The organism is Azorhizobium oxalatiphilum, assembly GCF_014635325.1.
Lineage (GTDB): Bacteria > Pseudomonadota > Alphaproteobacteria > Rhizobiales > Xanthobacteraceae > Azorhizobium > Azorhizobium oxalatiphilum.
In genome coordinates, this window is sequence record NZ_BMCT01000008.1 from 238,616 (window position 1) to 255,161 (window position 16,546).

Annotated in this window: 15 protein-coding genes; 3 read left to right on the top strand and 12 right to left on the bottom strand. The window is 68.3% G+C overall.

The annotated features are described in order from the left end of the window. Positions 1 to 89: 89 nt before the first annotated feature. Entirely contained in the window at positions 90 to 887 is a 798-nt protein-coding gene (locus IEW24_RS22955; RefSeq protein ID WP_188583064.1) for an SDR family oxidoreductase, read from the bottom strand. 119 nt (positions 888 to 1,006) lie between these two features. Here IEW24_RS22955 and IEW24_RS22960 point away from each other — a divergent pair, with 119 nt between their 5' ends. Then, complete coding sequence (locus IEW24_RS22960) at positions 1,007 to 1,798, top strand: hypothetical protein (RefSeq protein ID WP_188583066.1); 792 nt, start codon at positions 1,007 to 1,009, stop codon at positions 1,796 to 1,798. A gap of 12 nt (positions 1,799 to 1,810) precedes the next feature. On the opposite strand, the gene IEW24_RS22965 is transcribed toward IEW24_RS22960, so the two are convergent. The 6 genes from IEW24_RS22965 to IEW24_RS22990 all read right to left on the bottom strand — a co-directional run bounded on the left by IEW24_RS22965 (position 1,811) and on the right by IEW24_RS22990 (position 7,358). Further along, the gene (locus tag IEW24_RS22965) at positions 1,811 to 2,575 is read right to left on the bottom strand and encodes an SDR family NAD(P)-dependent oxidoreductase (RefSeq protein ID WP_188583069.1); all 765 of its coding nucleotides are present in this window, start codon (positions 2,573 to 2,575) and stop codon (positions 1,811 to 1,813) included. A gap of 132 nt (positions 2,576 to 2,707) precedes the next feature. After that, positions 2,708 to 3,139, bottom strand: a complete 432-nt coding sequence (locus tag IEW24_RS22970) for a PCC domain-containing protein (RefSeq protein ID WP_188583071.1) — start codon at positions 3,137 to 3,139, stop codon at positions 2,708 to 2,710. Next, a complete protein-coding gene (locus IEW24_RS22975; protein ID WP_188583073.1) occupies positions 3,129 to 3,695 on the bottom strand; it encodes a PPC domain-containing DNA-binding protein in 567 nt (188 codons plus the stop codon). The genes IEW24_RS22970 and IEW24_RS22975 overlap by 11 nt, the downstream gene beginning before the upstream one ends. After that, a complete protein-coding gene (locus IEW24_RS22980; RefSeq protein WP_188583074.1) occupies positions 3,692 to 5,329 on the bottom strand; it encodes an acyl-CoA synthetase in 1,638 nt (545 codons plus the stop codon). Before IEW24_RS22980 ends, IEW24_RS22975 begins: the two co-directional genes overlap by 4 nt. Beyond that, positions 5,326 to 6,495, bottom strand: a complete 1,170-nt coding sequence (locus tag IEW24_RS22985; RefSeq protein WP_188583076.1) for an acetyl-CoA acetyltransferase — start codon at positions 6,493 to 6,495, stop codon at positions 5,326 to 5,328. Before IEW24_RS22985 ends, IEW24_RS22980 begins: the two co-directional genes overlap by 4 nt. After that, a complete protein-coding gene (locus tag IEW24_RS22990; RefSeq protein ID WP_244644620.1) occupies positions 6,492 to 7,358 on the bottom strand; it encodes an IclR family transcriptional regulator in 867 nt (288 codons plus the stop codon). The genes IEW24_RS22985 and IEW24_RS22990 overlap by 4 nt, the downstream gene beginning before the upstream one ends. A gap of 198 nt (positions 7,359 to 7,556) precedes the next feature. On the opposite strand from IEW24_RS22990, the gene IEW24_RS22995 reads away from it, so the two are divergent. Together IEW24_RS22995 and IEW24_RS23000 are read left to right on the top strand one after the other, a co-directional pair. After that, positions 7,557 to 8,576, top strand: coding sequence for a TRAP transporter substrate-binding protein (locus IEW24_RS22995; protein WP_188583081.1), 1,020 nt, complete (start codon positions 7,557 to 7,559; stop codon positions 8,574 to 8,576). A gap of 5 nt (positions 8,577 to 8,581) precedes the next feature. Continuing rightward, the gene (locus IEW24_RS23000) at positions 8,582 to 10,477 is read left to right on the top strand and encodes a TRAP transporter large permease (protein WP_188583303.1); all 1,896 of its coding nucleotides are present in this window, start codon (positions 8,582 to 8,584) and stop codon (positions 10,475 to 10,477) included. Between the two features lie 110 nt (positions 10,478 to 10,587). Here IEW24_RS23000 and IEW24_RS23005 read toward each other — a convergent pair whose 3' ends face one another. The 5 genes from IEW24_RS23005 to ccoG form a co-directional block, all read right to left on the bottom strand. Further along, positions 10,588 to 11,712: an MFS transporter gene (locus tag IEW24_RS23005; RefSeq protein ID WP_188583083.1), complete on the bottom strand. Its 1,125-nt coding sequence runs from the start codon at positions 11,710 to 11,712 to the stop codon at positions 10,588 to 10,590. Further along, positions 11,709 to 11,858 carry a cbb3-type cytochrome oxidase assembly protein CcoS gene (gene ccoS, locus IEW24_RS23010; RefSeq protein ID WP_188583084.1) on the bottom strand — a complete coding sequence of 50 codons (150 nt, stop codon included), beginning with the start codon at positions 11,856 to 11,858 and terminating at the stop codon, positions 11,709 to 11,711. Before ccoS ends, IEW24_RS23005 begins: the two co-directional genes overlap by 4 nt. Beyond that, on the bottom strand, positions 11,855 to 14,074 hold the full coding sequence (locus IEW24_RS23015) for a heavy metal translocating P-type ATPase (protein ID WP_188583086.1): 2,220 nt from the start codon (positions 14,072 to 14,074) through the stop codon (positions 11,855 to 11,857). The genes ccoS and IEW24_RS23015 overlap by 4 nt, the downstream gene beginning before the upstream one ends. Positions 14,075 to 14,289: 215 nt before the next feature. Continuing rightward, positions 14,290 to 14,820 (bottom strand): FixH family protein, encoded by a 531-nt coding sequence (locus tag IEW24_RS23020; RefSeq protein WP_188583088.1) that lies wholly within the window; start codon positions 14,818 to 14,820, stop codon positions 14,290 to 14,292. A 106-nt stretch (positions 14,821 to 14,926) separates the two neighbouring features. Continuing rightward, positions 14,927 to 16,411 carry a cytochrome c oxidase accessory protein CcoG gene (gene ccoG / locus IEW24_RS23025; protein WP_188583090.1) on the bottom strand — a complete coding sequence of 495 codons (1,485 nt, stop codon included), beginning with the start codon at positions 16,409 to 16,411 and terminating at the stop codon, positions 14,927 to 14,929. Positions 16,412 to 16,546 lie beyond the last annotated feature (135 nt).

Here is a 16,546-nt window from a genome sequence, read left to right on the forward strand (position 1 = left end):
AAACGTCGTTGTGGTTTAATTTTGGCATCATAGTGCCTCCAATCGCGCTCTGGGCAAGGCTTTTGGGGCGCCCGACGTCCTGAGCCGGCTCAGAAATGGGCGAGGTATCCGCCGTCTACCGCCAGCACGTGGCCAGTGACATAGCCAGCGGCGGGTGAGGCGAGGAACACGGCGGCGCCGGCGATTTCCTCCGGCCGGCCCCAGCGACCGAGCGAGGTGCGGCGCTGAAGGACGGCATTCACCTCCGGGTCCGCGACCATGGCCGCATTGGGCGCGGTGGCGAAATAGCCGGGTGCGATGGCGTTGACCGTGATGCCGTGCGGGCCAAAATCGGCGGCAAGGGCGCGGGTCAGCGCGGCCAGTCCGCCCTTGGCGGTGGTGTAGGCCGTGTCCCCGGCCCGCGACAGGGGGCCGGCGATGGAGGTGATGTTGACGATGCGTCCCCAGCCCGCCGCGATCATCGCCGGGGCTGCGAGCCGGCTGAGCAAGGCGGGGGCCACGAGGTCCAGCTCGATCAGGCGGCGGAAATCGTCCGGCTCCATGTGGGCGAGGGACCGGCGGTCGCGGGCGCCGGCATTGTTGATCAGGATGTCCAGCGGCCCGGCGGCGGCCAGCGCCTCGCCCATCTGCGCCTCGTCGGTGGCGTCGAAGCGGCAGGGCAGGGCTGCGCCGCCTTCCGCCTGAATGGCCGCCACCGAGGCGGTCAGCCGCTCCGTATCGCGTCCGTTCACCAGCACCCGCGCCCCCGCGGCGGCGAGGCCGCGCGCGATCTCGAAGCCGAGCCCCGAGACGCCGGCGGTGACGAGGGCGGTGCGTCCGTCCAGCCGGAAGGGCGATTTCTCCCGGTCCGTGGTTGATGACGTTGGGTCAGTATCTTCCGTTGGCATGCGATCTCGTGACAGTGGTGGGGACCTCAAGCGAATCGACCGTGTCCCTCGCGCAATTCCTCACTGTCAGGCTGCACAACGCCCTCAACCCTTGGCAAGCCGCCGCGCGCAAGGGGAGGATGCGGGACCATGCGCTGACGGGTGTGGCGCAGGTGCCGGCGGTGCCAGTTCAGGTCGGGCCGCTGGCGACATGCAGCGATCCCACCTGCGGGTTGTTCGCTGCCGATGCCCGCCGTTTCCATGCCGACAGCGTCCCGCCCACGGGCCTGCGCCGCTGGAGTGGCAGCACCGCAATGATGCTGGACCTCGCCCTGTATCCATCGGCCGACACCTATGTGAAGGCGGTCTCGAAGCGCTCGCGCGGCAATGTCCCCCGCGCGGCGAAGAAGGCGGCCCGCCTCGGCATCACCTGCGCGCGGATCAATCCCGATGGTCATGTGGCGAGCCTTGCCGCCATCCGCGGCTCCAAGCGCTTCCGCTCCGGCGGTCCGGTGCTGGCGGCCTGGTTCGGCGGCCGGGCGCCGGGCGAGGATACATGCGTGGCGCCCGAGGCTCCGGCCTGCCCGGACCACTGGACGCTGGTCTGGGGCGCCTTTCTGGAGACTTCGGGCGGCCCGCGCCTCATCGCCTATCTGGCGCTGCGGCGGGTGGGGGATCTCTGCCGCACCTTCGATCTCATGGCGCACGGCGACCATCTGGGCACCGGCGTGATGAAGCTGCTGTTTCTGGAGGTGGCGCGCTGGCTGCTGGAGCGGCAGGACCGCGAAGCCCAGGGGGTGCGCTGGCTGATGTATGGCGCCATGGAGCATGGCGCGCCCGGCCTGCACGAATGGAAGCGCCTGCTGTGCTTCACGCCCGCGCACCTGCTGTTCGAGGATGTGCCCGCCGCGCCGCCGTCCCGGGCGGCGTGACGGGCGGGACGCTCACAGGCCGATCAGGCCGCCGGCCACGAAACCGCCGTCCACCGCGATGGTCTGGCCGGTGACGAAGCTGGACTTGGTCTCGTCCAGCAGGAAGGCGATGGCGCCGGACACTTCGGAAGGGTCCGCATAGCGCTTCATGGGCACGGTCTTCATCCAGCCGGCTCTCGCCTCGTCCGTGTGCATGGCCTTGACCAGCGGGGTCTCGATGGGGCCGGGAGAGATGGCGTTGACGCGGATTTTTTCCGGCGCCAGTTCCACCGCGAGGATCTGGGTCAGCATGATCACGCCGGCCTTGGACGAGCCATAGGCGGCGCGGCCGAGATTGCCGCGCATGCCCGAGACCGAGGAGATGTTGACGATGGAGCCGCCGCCATGGGCCTTCATGGCCTTGGCCGCCTCACGGGCGATGAGGAAGGTGCCGACGAGGTTCACGTCGAGGATTTTGCGGAAGAAATCGGCGGAGGTTTCCAGCGCCGGCAGATCCTTGCCGATGCCGGCCGAATTCACCACGCCCCACAGCGGGCCGAAATCCCTGTCCACCTCGGCCACGGCCTTCACCACGGCGGCTTCGTCGGACACGTCCACCTGCAGGAAGCGCACCTTGTCGCCATGGCCGGCGAGCCTGGCCTTCGCGCTCTCGATGCTGGCGGGCACCACGTCGGCCGCCGCGACGGTCCAGCCGTCCGCCAGCAGACCCTCCACCAGCGCGAGGCCGATGCCTGAGGCGCCGCCGGTGACGATCACGCTTCCCTTGTCCTTGGACATATCCTTCTCCCTCGATCGGGCCTTCGGCCCTGATTCACTGTGCCGTCCGTAAATCCTGTTGCCCGGACGGCCGAAAGGCTCCGGCCTCCCGTCGCGGGTGGCCGGTCTGGTATCTCGCGACTGAGTGGAGCGTCAGTTCGGTGCGGCGTCCGCGAGCCACTCCTCGAGGGTGATCTCGAAGGTGATGCACACCGGGTTGCGCCCGGCGGCGAAGCGTCCCGCGAAAATCTTGCCCTCGGGATCGGCCACCGTGCCGGACAGCTGCGCGCGCGGCGCGCCATCCACGGTGCGGACCTCGCCCATCAGGGTCAGCATCTCGACGGCCGGTCCCGGCACGTCGATGCGGGCGCCCGTGTGCAGCTCAAGGCAGCACTGGCTGAGGCTGCCGAGGCTGCCGCGCACCACGGCGTCGGCAAATCCGTGCTGGAGGCAAAGCTTCTCCACCGTCTGCACGAGGTCTTCATTGGGACGCACGCGGGCATAGAGAATGCGCCCGGTCTGGCCGCTCTCGGGCGGGGCTACATCACTCTCCGGGGATACGGCATCCTGAGGATCAGCCTGCATGGGGGGCTCCGGGGAAGGGGCCGTCTTCGGCCGGGTGGAACAGCGACATGATGGTTTCGGGGTCGTAGCGCTGGCGGATCGCTTCCCCGGCAAAGGCACGGGCGAACACCACCGGCGGCACCGCGCCGACAATGCTCTCACCCGGCATGATGTGGCCGCCGAACAGTTCGCCGTCCGGCTTCGACAGCAGCGCATGGCAATGCACCATGGGCCGGCCCTTCACATCGAGCCCCAGCGTGGCGCTGGCGCCGATGAGGCCGATGGGCCCGCCCATGCGCTCGGGGTCCGTATAGCCGGCCACCTGCGGCTTTCCGGGGCGGGGCGCCGCGAGGCAGTAATCCACGCGGGAGAAGGTGCCGCCGGTCAGCGTCAGCGCCGCCGCCGAGACGTTCGCTGCCTTCATGGCATTGAAGATGCCGTCGAACAGCGAGCGTCCGGGGATGAGCGAGAAGCGGAAGGCGCGGGCCTTCTCGCAGGAGAGGCTGTCCCACCGCCGGGCCGCGACCGGCCCGGGGTGCTTGAGAAGTCGTACGGGTACGTCGCCGGGAGGGCTCATGCGGACTTCTCCATCTGCTTGTCGAGGGGAAGCAGGCCGCGTTCCTCAAGCGCCTCGCGCACCATCTTCTTGGTGATCTTGCCGTAGGCGGACTTGGGCAGCGCGTCCCAGAAGAACACGCGCTTGGGCAGCTTGTAGCGGGAGACCTTGCCATCGAGGAAGGCGGCGATCTCGGCCTCGTTCACCTGCGCGCCCTCGCGGGCCACGCAGACCGCGACGCCCACCTCGCCCCACATGGGGTCCGGCACGCCGAGGATGGCCACTTCCACCAGCGCGGGATGGGCGAGCAGCTTCTCCTCCACCTCACGCGGATACACGTTCGAGCCGCCGGAGATGTACATGTCCGAGGCGCGGCCGGTGATGTAGAAGAAACCCTGCTCGTCCATGTGGCCGAGGTCGCCGGTGCGGAACCAGCCGTTGCGGAACGACTTGGCGTTGGCTTCCGGGTTCTCGTAATAGCCCGCGAACACCGCCGGGCCGCAGACGCACAGCTCGCCGGTTTCGAACGGGGCGACCTCGTTGCCGGAATCGTCCTGGATCTGGACCTGCATGCCGGTACGTTCGAAGCCGCAGGTACCCACCTTCACATGCGGGCCGTCGTCGGGCTCATGCAAAGCCGGGGGCAGCACGGTGATGTTGCCGGTGACTTCGCCAAGGCCGAAATACTGCACCAGAACCTTGCCGAGCGTATTGAGCGCGCGCTTCTGATCCTCGCGATACATGGGCGCGCCGGCATAGATGACATAGCGCAGCGAAGAGCGGTCGAACTGGTTCACCGAGGGGTGCTCGACCAGCATCTTGGTGATGGTCGGCACGGTGAAGATGTTCGTCACCTTCCACTTTTCCACCAGCCCCCACACCTCGGCCACGTCGAAACGCTCGGAGGGCGGCAGGATGGTCTTCACCGCGCGGGCGGTCTGCACCAGCTGGTGGATGCCGGCGCCGTGCGAGAGCGGCGCCACCACCACCGAAGCGTCGTTCTGCGTGGTGCCCGGCATCAGGTCACACAGATGGTTCGTCACCACGAAGGCCATCTGGCCGTGGGTCAGCACGGCGGCCTTCGGCCGGCCGGTGGTGCCGGAGGTGAAGAAGAACCAGCAGGGGTCGTCATACTCGACGTCCGCCGCAGGCGCAGTGGTGCCGAGATGGGCGGCAACGAGGGCGTCGTAATCCTCGCCGAAGGGGGCGTTGCCGATGCCGATCACCTGCGCGATTGCGGGGCTCTCGGCCTGCGCCACCTTCACATGCTCGGGGAAATCGGCGTGGCAGATCATCAGCGTGGCGCCCGACGCCTTGGCGAGATAGGCCACCTCGTCCGGGGTCTGGCGGAAGTTCGTGGGCACCCACACCGCGCCGATGCGGAAGCAGGCGAACATGCTCTCGAACATCTGCAGGCAGTTCTTGGACTGCACCAGCACGCGATCGCCCTTGGTGACGCCCTTGGCCGTCAGCGCGGCCACCATGGCGTCCACGCGCGTGTCCATGTCCGACCAGGTGGTGGTGGCGGCGCCGTGGACGAAGCCGATCTCCTGCGGGAAGCGGCGGGCCGCCTGACGCAGGAAATGGGACAGGTTCATCACCCGGCGGGTGGCGGGGGCGACCCCGCCTTTCGGTGCCGTGACGGCCACGCTCATTTCAGACGCTCCAGGATCGAGACGTAGTTGGCGACCGCAGCGCCGCCCATGTTGAAGATGCCCGCGACGGAGGCATCCTTGATCTGCATGTCGCCGGCCTCGCCCATGAGCTGCATGGAGGAGAGCACGTGCATGGAGACGCCGGTGGCGCCGATGGGATGGCCCTTGGATTTCAGGCCGCCCGACGGATTGACCGGCAGGCGCCCGTCCTTCCGGGTGATGCCTTCGCGCACCACCTTGTAGCCCTCGCCGGGCTTCGCCAGGCCCATGATCTCGTATTCGATCAGCTCGGCGACGGTGAAGCAGTCATGGGTCTCGACGAAATCGAGATCGTTGAGGGTCATCTCGGCATCGGCGAGCGAGGTCGCCCAGGCGCGGCGGCCGCCCTCGAACGCCGTGGGATCGCGGCGCGACATGGGCAGGATGTCGTTGCGGTGGGTGCGGGCGCGGAAGGCGATGGCGCGCTGGAGATCGCGGGCGATCTCCTCGTCCGCCAGCACGAGGGCGGCGGCGCCGTCGGAGACCAGCGAACAGTCCGTGCGGCGCAGGGGGCCGGCCACCAGCGGGTTCTTCTCCGACACCGTGTTGCAGAACTCGAAGCCGAGATCCTTGCGCATCTGCGCGAAGGGGTTCGAGACGCCGTTGTGGTGGTTCTTGGCGGCGATCATGGCCAGCTCTTCCGAGCGGTCGCCATAACGCTGGAAATAGTTCTGCGCGATGCGGCCGAACTGGCCCGCGAAGCCGCCCTCGATGTCCGCCTCTTCCTTGCGGTAGGAGGCGTTGAGCAGGATGTCACCAACCTCGGAGGTGGGCTTGGCGGTCATCTTCTCGGCGCCCACCACGAGGGCGATGCGGCCGCGGCCGCTCTCGATGAAGTCGAGCGCGGTGTAGATGGCGGCGGAGCCGGTGGCGCAGGCGTTTTCCACGCGCATGGCCGGCACATAGGTGAGGCGCTCGTCGGCGAGCGCCACCAGCGCGCCCTGGAAGTCCTGCTTCTGGAAGCCGGAATTCATGACGCCGACGAAGATGCCGTCCACCTTGTCGGGGGAGACGCCGGCATGCTCCAGCGCGGCGCCGGAGACACGGGCCATCAGGCTCTCGGTGTCGGGATCTTCGAGCTTGCCGAAGGGGGTATGGGCGTATCCTACGATGCAGGCGCGTGTCATGTCTTCACCTTCATGGCGGTGCGCGTCGCGGCGAGGCGGGCGCGGGGTGAGTTGGACGGTACGTCGGGACGCGAAGAGGGGCGGCGCAGCGCCGCCTCCAGAAGCTGCGCCTCGCGGCGCAGGATGGGAACCAGCTCCTGCCGCCGCTCGTCGCCGAGGCGGCTTTCGATGGCGGCGATGGAGAGGGCGCCGGCGGGGGTGCCGTCGGGGCCCATGACGGGCACGCCGATACCCCACGAGCCGGGCATCAGTATGCCCGGATTGAGCGCATAGCCGCGCTGGCGGGCATCCGCCACGCAGCCGCGCAGCAGGGCCTCGGAATAGGCCGGATAGTCCTTGATGAGCGCCTGCGTATTGGATGCGAAGATGCGGTCGATCTCCGCGTCCGGCAGCGCGGCGAGGATGGCGAGGCTACCGGCGCCGATGCCCATGGGGTGGCGATCACCCGCCTTCAGCACATGGGTGCGGATGGGGAAGGGGCCTTCTTCGCGGTGCAAACAGACCACGTAGCTGTCGCGCGGCACCGAGAGGAAGGCGCAGTCGCCGCTCTCCTGCGCGAGGCGCGTGAGGTTGTCGAGCGAGAGGGCGTGGATGCCGAAACGTTCGCTCGCCAATGTTCCTAGAACATAGGTCTCGGGTCCGATATGGTACCGCCGCGTCAGCGCATCCTGATCGAGCAGGCCCGAACGGACCAGCGCCATCAGGACGCGACGGACGGTCGGCTTGGGGAGGCCGGATCGTGCCACCAGATCGGACAAGCGCATGCCGGGCGTGCCTCCACGGCCCACCAGCAGCAGCAAGGCGATTGCGCGTTCAATGCTTTGAGTCCCGCCGCCCGACGGGTCGTCGCCGGTCCTGCTCACGTTTTGCTCCCTATGATCCATCATGTGGACCAATTTTTTTCTTTATCGTCGTCGATAGATTGACGACTGTAGAAGGATGATAGACACCTTGTGCAGATCCCACAAGTGGGTCAGTATAGGTGACGCAATTAAGAGGTCCACATCTTGGACCCATCGAGGAAACAGGTCCAAAAGGACCAAGCCAGGAGGAGCAGGTTCATGTCTGTGTCTCGTCGCGCCTTGTTGAAGGCCACTGCCGCCACTGCTGTCACGGGTGCGGTGTTCGCGCCCTTCGTGGCGCGCGCCCAGCAGGCGGAATTCACTTACAAATACGCCAACAACCTGCCCGATACCCATCCGATGAACGTCCGCGCCCGCGAGATGGCGGCGGCGATCAAGCAGGAGACGAACGGCCGGTTCGAGCTTCAGATCTTCCCCACCAGCCAGCTGGGTTCCGATACCGATACGCTGAGCCAGCTGCGCTCCGGCGGCGTCGAGTTCTTCACCCTCTCGCCGCTCATCCTCTCCACCCTCGTGCCCAATGCCTCGCTCTCGGGCATCGGCTTCGCCTTCCCCGACTATGACAGCGTGTGGAAGGCCATGGACGGCGAGCTCGGCGTCTATGTGCGCGGGCAGATCGCCAAGTTCGGCCTCGTCGCCATGGACAAGATCTGGGACAACGGCTTCCGCCAGACCACCTCGTCCACGCGCCCGATCGCGACCGCCAAGGATCTCGAGGGCTTCAAGATCCGCGTGCCGGTCTCCCCGCTGTGGACCTCCATGTACAAGGCCTTCGGCTCGGCTCCCGCCTCCATCAATTTCGCGGAAGTCTATTCGGCGTTGCAGACCAAGATCGTGGACGGGCAGGAAAACCCGCTCGCCATCATCGCCACGGCCAAGCTTTACGAAGTACAGAAGTACTGCTCGCTGACCAACCACATGTGGGACGGCTTCTGGTTCCTGGCCAATCGCCGCGCCTGGCAGGCCCTGCCGGAAGACATCCGCACCATCGTGGCCAAGAACATCAATGCGGCCGGCGAGAAGGAGCGGGCGGACGTCGCCAAGCTCAACGCCTCGCTGCAGCAGGAACTGGCCTCCAAGGGCATGGCCTTCAACTCCCCCGACCCTGCCCCCTTCCGCGAGAAGCTGCGCGCTGCCGGCTTCTATTCGGAATGGAAGGGCAAGTATGGCGATGAAGCCTGGGCCGTCCTCGAGAAGGCGGTCGGAAAGCTGTCGTGAGCGATATGGCCCGCGCCCCCGTCCTTCAAGGGCATGGCGCGGCGTCTGCTTTGACGTCGCCGCCCATGAGCCGCACAGCCGCCGTGGCTTCCGTCGTGGACCGCGTGCTCGGCCTGATGGTGGAGATCCCCGTCGCCATTCTGGTGGCGGTGGAGATCTGCGTCCTGTTTGCGGGCGTCGTCGCCCGCTACGTCTTCCACGCGCCCATCGTGTGGTCGGACGAACTGGCCTCCATCCTGTTCCTGTGGCTGGCCATGCTGGGCGCGGTGGTGGCGTTCCGCCGCGGTGAGCACATGCGCATGACGGCGGTGGCGGCCAAGGTGAACCCGCGCGCGCGGGCCTTCCTCGACCTCATCGCCATCACCTCGGCTCTGGCCTTCATCGGCATGGTCTTCCCCCATGCCTTGGAATATGCCGAGGAGGAGGTGTTCATCCTCACCCCGGCGCTGGAGATCCCGAACTCCGTGCGTGCGGCGGCGCTGCCCGTGGGCCTCGGCCTCATGATGGTGTTCGCGTTCATCCGGCTGGCGCGGCATTCGGACCTGAAGATGGTGGCGAGCGCGGTCCTGCTCACCGCCGCCATCGTCGCCGCCTTCTGGCTGCTGGGGCCGTTCCTGCGGCCGCTCGGCAACGCCAACCTGCTGATCTTCTTCGTCGGCGTGGTGGCGGTGTGCGTGTTCGCGGGCGTGCCCATCGCCTTTGCCTTCGGCCTTGCCACCTTCGGCTATCTGGCGCTCACCACGCGCACGCCGATGATGGTGCTGGTCGGCCGCATGGACGAGGGCATGAGCCACCTCATCCTGCTGTCCGTGCCGCTGTTCGTGTTCCTCGGCATGCTGATCGAGATGACGGGCATGGCGAAGGCCATGGTGCAGTTCCTCGCCAGCCTGCTCGGCCATGTGAAGGGCGGCCTGCATTACGTGCTGGTCGGCGCCATGTATCTCGTCTCCGGCATCTCAGGTGCCAAGGCGGCGGACATGGCGGCGGTGGCCCCGGTGCTGTTTCCCGAAATGAAGCAGCGCGGCGCCAAGGAGGGCGACCTCGTGGCCCTGCTTTCCGCCACCGGCGCGCAGACCGAGACCATCCCGCCCAGCCTCGTGCTCATCACCATCGGTTCGGTGACGGGCGTGTCCATCTCCGCTCTGTTCACCGGCGGCCTGCTGCCGGGCGTGGTGCTGGCCTTCACGCTGTGCATGGTGGTCTGGTGGCGCTATCGCGGCGAGGACATGAGCCATGTGAAGAAGGCGTCGGGCAGCGAAATCCTGCGCACCTTCGTCATTGCCTTCCCGGCCATCGCGCTGCCGTTCGTCATCCGTGCGGCGGTGATCGAGGGCGTGGCGACGGCCACCGAAGTCTCCACCATCGGCATCGCCTATGCGGTGGCGGCGGGCATCCTCATCTACCGCAAGTTCGACGTGAAGCGCATCGGGCCGATGCTGGTGGACACCGCCTGCCTGTCGGGCGCGATCCTGCTCATCATCGGCACCGCGACGGGCATGGCCTGGGGCCTCACCCAGTCCGGCTTCTCGCGTGAACTGGCGCTCTGGATGACCGGCCTGCCGGGCGGCGCCATGACCTTCATGGCGGTGTCCATCGTGGCCTTCATCGTTCTGGGCAGCGTGCTGGAGGGTATCCCCGCCATCGTGCTGTTCGGGCCGCTGCTGTTCCCCATCGCCAAGGCCGTGGGCATCCACGAGGTGCACTATGCGATGGTGGTCATCCTCGCCATGGGCATCGGCCTGTTCGCCCCGCCCTTCGGCGTGGGCTACTACGCCGCCTGCGCCATCGGCCGGGTGGATCCGGTGGTGGGCATGAAGCCGATCGTGGGCTACCTGATCGCCCTGTTCATCGGCCTCGTGGTGGTGGCGCTGGTGCCGTGGTTCTCCATCGGCTTCCTGTGATCGCCTGACAGGCTTTTACGCATACGCGACGGGCGCCCCGGATCTCCGGCGGCGCCCGTCGTTTTTGGAGCAAGGGGCGCGCTGGGGGAGGGCCCTCTCCGCGCGAGCCCTCAGAACAGCCGCCCCGCCAGCGCCGCGCCCACAATAGCGGCGGAGAACAGCGCGCCGTCATGCAACGCCAGCGCAAGGCGACCGGGCCTGGCGGTCTGATGCAGCCAGCCCGTGGCGCCAATGGTGGCGATGGACCAGCCCGCGCCCACCAGCATGAGTGCGGCGGCCAGAAAACGCGGATCGGTGGAGAATTGCAGCGGGATCGCCGCCAGCACCAGCGCCAGTCCACCGAACGCCATCAGGCGCGCCGGCAGGCGGCGACCCAGCAAGGCGAGCGGGGCCGCCGGCCCGTACATGGCCGCCACGTGCAGCGCGATGAAGCCGAACAGCGCGCCCTCGCCGATGCCGCAATCCATCAGCGCCAGCGGTGCTCCGGCCATGACGAGGCTCATGCCGCCCCAGGCCAGCATGGCAACGAGCGTCGGGCCGAGAATGGCGGTGAGCGGCCCGGCATCGCCGGTCTGTGTCCACGGGCGGGCATCGGGCGCGAGGCGCACGGCCACCGCCAGCGAGGCGGTGTGGGCGAGCGCCGCCAGCACCGCCGAGCCCACCAGAAAGGCGGGCGCGAAGAAGGTCTCGGCAAGGCCGGCGAGAGAAGGCCCGGCCACTGCCGCGAACAGGCCGCCCGCCATCACACCCGCAGCTGCGGCAGCAGGGCGGCCGGCGGAGGCGGCAGCCTCGTGGCGATAGAAGAAGGAGAAGCCCTGCGCCATGCCCAGCCACAGCGCGCCGAGGCAGGCGAAGGCGAACTGGCGCTGAAGAATGCCGAAGGCGAGGATGGCCCCGCCCGCGATGCCCAGCGAGGCGCCGAGCGCGAAGCCGGTGCGCCGCCCGAAGGCATCGCCGAGGAAGGAGGCCGGGAAGGAGGCGAGCGCCGCCCCCAGCATCAGCGCGGCAAACGGCAGGGTGGCAAGATCGGGCCGGGGCGCCAGCTGGGCGCCCGCCAGCGGCAGGATGCCGGAGGCCAGCGTCTGCGCCAGCACGCCGAAGGCAAAGCCGAGCGCCAGCGGCCACGGGCGGGGCCGTGTCCAGCGATTGTCATTGGCGGGGACGTCGAATTCGGGATCGCAGATGCAGGCCAGCATGCCCGCGCGCGGTGCACCCGCCGGGGCAAGGCGGCTCATCTCCTCACGTCCTCGTCCGACAGGATGCGCACGGCGGCCCCGTCCAGATCCTCATACTGGCCGGACCTGAGGCTCCAGAGGAAGCCGCCAAGGCCAAGGAGGCCGAGCCCGAGGGCGGCGGGAACGAGATAGAGCAGAACGGTCATGCATGGGCCTCCACACTGGCGGCGGGCGCGGTGTCTTCGGCCGGCGCGCGGTCCTCGCGGCCCGGCCGGGCGGCCCGCATGGCGTTGAGCGTGACGATAATGGACGAGCCGGACATGGCAAGCGCGGCGACCAGCGGCGTGACATATCCGGAGATGGCCAGCGGCACGGCGATGAAATTGTAGAGCACGGCGATGCCGAGATTCTGGCGCATGAGGCGGGCCGCCACCCGCGCGCCGTCGACGGCGATGCGCACCGGGGCGAGACGCTGGCCGATGAAGACCGCATCCGCCTGCGCCTGCGTGACCGCCACACCCGAGGCGGGCGAGAGCGAGACGTTGGCGGCGGCAAGAGCGGGCGCGTCATTGAGCCCGTCGCCTACCATCAGCACCTTGTGCCCGGCCGCCTTCAGGCGCTCCAGCTCGGCGATCTTGTCGGCGGGGCGCATGGTGGCGGAGTAATGAGAGATGCCGAGCGCGGAGGCCACCGCTTCCACCGGGCCATAGCGATCACCGGAGAGGATGCGCACATCGAGCCCGCGTGCCTTGAGCGCCTCCACCACCTGGGCGGCATCGGCCCTGAGCGCCTGCTCAAGGCCGATCACCAGCACCCGCGCGCCATGGCGCACGGCGATGGGGGTGGCGGTGGGCGGCAGATCGGCGGGCAGCGTGGTCTCGCAGAAGGCGAGGCTGCCGAGGCGCAGCTCCGCCCCGTCCAGCGTGGTGCGCACGCCCGCGCCTGCCACTTCCTCGACCGTCTCGAAGGCCGGTCCCTCCGCATGGCGGGCCAGCGCCGCCGCAAGCGGATGGCGGCTCGACTGGGCGAGCCGGGCGGCCAGCCCCACGAGGTCCGCATCGGCCCCGGCGGGCAGGCGCAAAGCCGGCTCGGGCAAGGTGAGGGTGCCGGTCTTGTCGAACACCACGGTATCGACGCCGGCAAGGCGCTCCAGCATGTCGCCGGCATTCACCAGCAGGCCGGCCCGGAACAGGCGGCCGGTGGCGACCACCTGCACGGCGGGCACGGCCAGCGCCAGCGCGCAGGGGCAGGTGATGATGAGCACGGCCACCGCGATCATCACCGAGCCGTGCAGGCCGAGGCCGTAGATGAGCCAGCCGATCATGGAGAGCAGCGCGGTGGCATGCACCACGGGGGCATAGAGCCGGGCCACCCGGTCGGCGAGGCGCACATAGCCGGCGCGCTGGGTGAGCGCCCCATCCAGCAGGCGCTGCACGTCGTCGATGAGCGTGCCCTCGCCGCCGGCGGTGACGCGCACGGTGAGCGTGCCGGCGCCGTTGAGGCTGCCGGCATAGACCGCATCCCCGGTCTTCACGGCGCGGGGCAGGGTCTCGCCGGTGATCAGCGCCTCATCGAGGCTGGACAGGCCGCCATCCACCACGCCGTCCGCGCCGAGGCGCTCGCCGGCCGCCACCAGAATGCGGTCGCCGGTCTTCAGCGCCTGCACGGGCACGAAGACCGGGGTGCCATCGGCCTCGATGCGCTGGGCCATCTCGCCGCGCAGGGCCGCCAGATTGCCGGCCACGGCGCGGGTGCGGCGGCGGGCCTCGTGGTCGAGATAGCGGCCGGCCAGAAGGAAGAACAGCAGCATGATGGCGCTGTCGAAATAAGCGTGCTCCTGATGGAGAACGGTCTCCATCACCGACATGCCGAGCGCCAGCAGCACGCCGAGCGAGATCGGCACGTCCATGTTGAGCGAGCGGGTGCGCAGCGCTCTGAGCGCGCTGCGGAAGAAGGGCTGGCCCGCATAGGCGCCGCATGGCAGCGCGATGAGCGCGGAGATCCAGTGGAAGAGGTCGCGCGTCTCGGGGGTGATGTCGGTGACGTTGCCGGCCCAGACCGAGACCGAGAGCAGCATGATGTTCATCATGCCGAAGCCGGCGACGCCAAGGCAGCGCAGCAGCCACTGGGCGTGGCGGGCCTCCAACTCCTCGGCCCGGCCGGCGAAGGGGTGGGCGCGATAGCCCATGTCCTCCAGCCGGCGCACCAACTCGTCGGGGGCACCCTCGCCGTTCCATTCCACGGTGAGGCGGTGGGTGGAATAATTGAGGCGGGCCTTCACCACGCCGGGCAAGGTGAGCACGCCATTCTCGATGTCGGAGATACAGGCGGCGCTGTCGATGCCGTCCACGGCGAGGCTCATGCGGGCGGTGCCGTCCGCTTCGCGGGCCATGAAGATGGAATAGTCGATCGCCTGAGACATGGTATGCGCCCTGCCTGGAGCCGGCTATCCGGCCATGCGTGGCGGCACTCGCGTCCCGAGATATGGAGCCACCCAGGGGGATGGCTTTTCCATAGGGTTGACCCGGGGCGGAGGGCCTGCCCGAAAATGTGCCGGCCGAAGCGGTCCGCCCGACCGCCTCGGCCGGCGCTGCGTTCGCCTGATGAACCCAGTTCCCCCCAGAGAACGAGTTCGGCTTAGCGCAGCTGCACTCTGTTCTTGGACCGGAACAGGCGACCCTCGCCTTGAGCCAGATCAACGATCAGCTCCCATTGGCCGCGATGGACGCCGGCCGTGCCCTGATAGCGCCCGCCGCCCAGATCCGTGAGCGGCACCGTGACGTCCTGACGCGCATCGGCGGGATGGGCGAAGCGGGCATCCACCGCATAGCCCGCCAGCGGCTTGCCGGCGGCATCGCGGGCCTCGATGACGAGCAGGCGGGTGCCGTCGGGGCGGTCCGAGACGTCGAGGATCACGCGCCACTGGCGCGCATTCTGGGTGGCGGCGGCATCTTCCTCGGCCTTGAAGGCGAGGCCGGCCTTGTAGGAGCTTTCCGTCTCCACGCCGCCGAAGGTGGCGACGGCATAATGGGCCATCACCACATTGACCGCGATGATGAGGCCGAAGAAGCCGAGCAGGGCGGCCAGCACGTGCCAGCCGGTGAGCTGGCCGGGAACGCGGCCGGGGCGACCTCCCTTGGGGGCGGGGCGGGATTGGACCATGGTCATTGGGGGCTCCTTGGAGCACGTCCGGTTTTGATTGCTCTAAAACCGGAACACGTTCTCCATTAAGGTGTTGGATTGCTTCAGCGTTTCCAGGAAATACTGAAGCACTCTAGGGGCCGATGAAGTTGTCGGTGACGGATGCAGTGGTGCCGTCCGCCAGATCGCGGATGCGGAAGGTGACGGGCACGGAGGCGCCGGGCGGCAGCTTGCCGGCATGGGTCAGGAACACGCGGGCCTCCAGCGTCTGGTCCGGCCCCACCGCGAGCACCTCGCCCTCGGGGCCGGGCTCGGTGCCGACCACGGAGAGGCGGGTGTTCGGCAGGCCGTCCACCGTGAGCACGAAGCGGCGCGGCTCCAGCTTCTTGTTGATCAGCCGCAGCGTATAGGCATTGCGCAGCGTGCCGTCGGAGAGGCGCACATAGACCGGGTTGCGGTCATGGATGGCGGACAGCCCCTCGGTGCTGCGGCCGGCGAGCGTGCCGATCATGATGCCGCCCACCAGCAGGATGAGCGCGGTGTAGAGCACGGTGCGGGCGCGCACGATGCGCCGCACCGGCTGCTTGCCGGCGGCCCGCGCCTCCATATTGGCTTCGGACTCATAGGTGATCAGGCCGCGCGGGCGGTTGATCTTGTCCATGACGTTGTTGCAGGCGTCGATGCACAGGCCGCACTGGATGCAGTCCAGCTGCATGCCCTTGCGGATGTCCACGCCCGTGGGGCAGGTGTTGACGCACAGATTGCAGTCGATGCAGTCGCCCGCCGGCTGGCCGGCGGCGCGGGCCAGCGCCGCCTTCTTCACCGATCCGCGCGGCTCGCCCCGATCGTAGAGATAGGTGACGTTGAGCGCATATTCATCGGTGAGCGCGGCCTGGATGCGCGGCCACGGGCACATGTAGGTGCACACCTGCTCGCGCATATGGCCGGCGAGCGTATAGGTGGTGAAGGTCAGCACCGCGATGGAGCCATAGGCGACAGTGGAGCCCTGGAAGGTGGCCAGTTCCTTCACCAGGGTGGGGGCATCGGCGAAATAGAGCACCCAGGCGCCGCCGGTCCACCACGCGATCAGCAGCCAGATGGCGTGCTTGAGCGTCTTCTTGGCCACCTTTTCCATGGTCCAGGGGCCGGCGTCGGACATCATGTGCTCGCGCCGGTCGCCTTCGACCATACGCTCGATCTTCAGGAACAGGTCGGTCCACACCGTCTGCGGGCAGAGATAGCCGCACCAGACGCGGCCGGCGACCGCATTCATGAGGAACAGGACCAGTGAGGCGAGGATCAGCAGGCCGGCGAGATAATAGAATTCCTGCGGCCAGATCTCGATGAAGAAGAAATAGAAGCGCCGCGCGGGGAAATCGATCAGCACCGCCTGACCGGGTGCATCCGGCCCGCGATCCCAGCGCACGAAGGGCAGGAAGTAATAGATGCCCAGCGTGACGAGCAGCAGCACCCACTTGATGTTGCGCAGGCGGCCGCGCACGCTCTGCGGATAGATGGCGCGGCGGGCGGCGTAAAGCTCGTCCTCTGCAACGGCAACGGTTTCGCCCTTGCGGGGCAGGCGCGGCTTGAGGGCCGCAGGATTGACGGGGGCGGTCATTGGCATGCCTTCGGCCCGACCTTATGCGGGCGCAGACGGGGGATGCGACATGCGCCGTCCTCCGGAACGTATAAGGACACCGGCAGGCCGTGGGGCGACCGCCGGTGCCGGGAGACCGCATCCACCGGCGCGGGG

Coding starts and splice junctions, on each gene's coding strand:
- IEW24_RS22955 (WP_188583064.1), bottom strand. CDS start 887: ATGCCAACGGAAGATACTGACCCAACGTCATCAACCACGGACCGGGAG.
- IEW24_RS22960 (WP_188583066.1), top strand. CDS start 1,007: ATGCGGGACCATGCGCTGACGGGTGTGGCGCAGGTGCCGGCGGTGCCA.
- IEW24_RS22965 (WP_188583069.1), bottom strand. CDS start 2,575: ATGTCCAAGGACAAGGGAAGCGTGATCGTCACCGGCGGCGCCTCAGGC.
- IEW24_RS22970 (WP_188583071.1), bottom strand. CDS start 3,139: ATGCAGGCTGATCCTCAGGATGCCGTATCCCCGGAGAGTGATGTAGCC.
- IEW24_RS22975 (WP_188583073.1), bottom strand. CDS start 3,695: ATGAGCCCTCCCGGCGACGTACCCGTACGACTTCTCAAGCACCCCGGG.
- IEW24_RS22980 (WP_188583074.1), bottom strand. CDS start 5,329: ATGAGCGTGGCCGTCACGGCACCGAAAGGCGGGGTCGCCCCCGCCACC.
- IEW24_RS22985 (WP_188583076.1), bottom strand. CDS start 6,495: ATGACACGCGCCTGCATCGTAGGATACGCCCATACCCCCTTCGGCAAG.
- IEW24_RS22995 (WP_188583081.1), top strand. CDS start 7,557: ATGTCTGTGTCTCGTCGCGCCTTGTTGAAGGCCACTGCCGCCACTGCT.
- IEW24_RS23000 (WP_188583303.1), top strand. CDS start 8,582: ATGGCCCGCGCCCCCGTCCTTCAAGGGCATGGCGCGGCGTCTGCTTTG.
- IEW24_RS23005 (WP_188583083.1), bottom strand. CDS start 11,712: ATGAGCCGCCTTGCCCCGGCGGGTGCACCGCGCGCGGGCATGCTGGCC.
- ccoS (WP_188583084.1), bottom strand. CDS start 11,858: ATGACCGTTCTGCTCTATCTCGTTCCCGCCGCCCTCGGGCTCGGCCTC.
- IEW24_RS23015 (WP_188583086.1), bottom strand. CDS start 14,074: ATGTCTCAGGCGATCGACTATTCCATCTTCATGGCCCGCGAAGCGGAC.
- IEW24_RS23020 (WP_188583088.1), bottom strand. CDS start 14,820: ATGACCATGGTCCAATCCCGCCCCGCCCCCAAGGGAGGTCGCCCCGGC.
- ccoG (WP_188583090.1), bottom strand. CDS start 16,411: ATGACCGCCCCCGTCAATCCTGCGGCCCTCAAGCCGCGCCTGCCCCGC.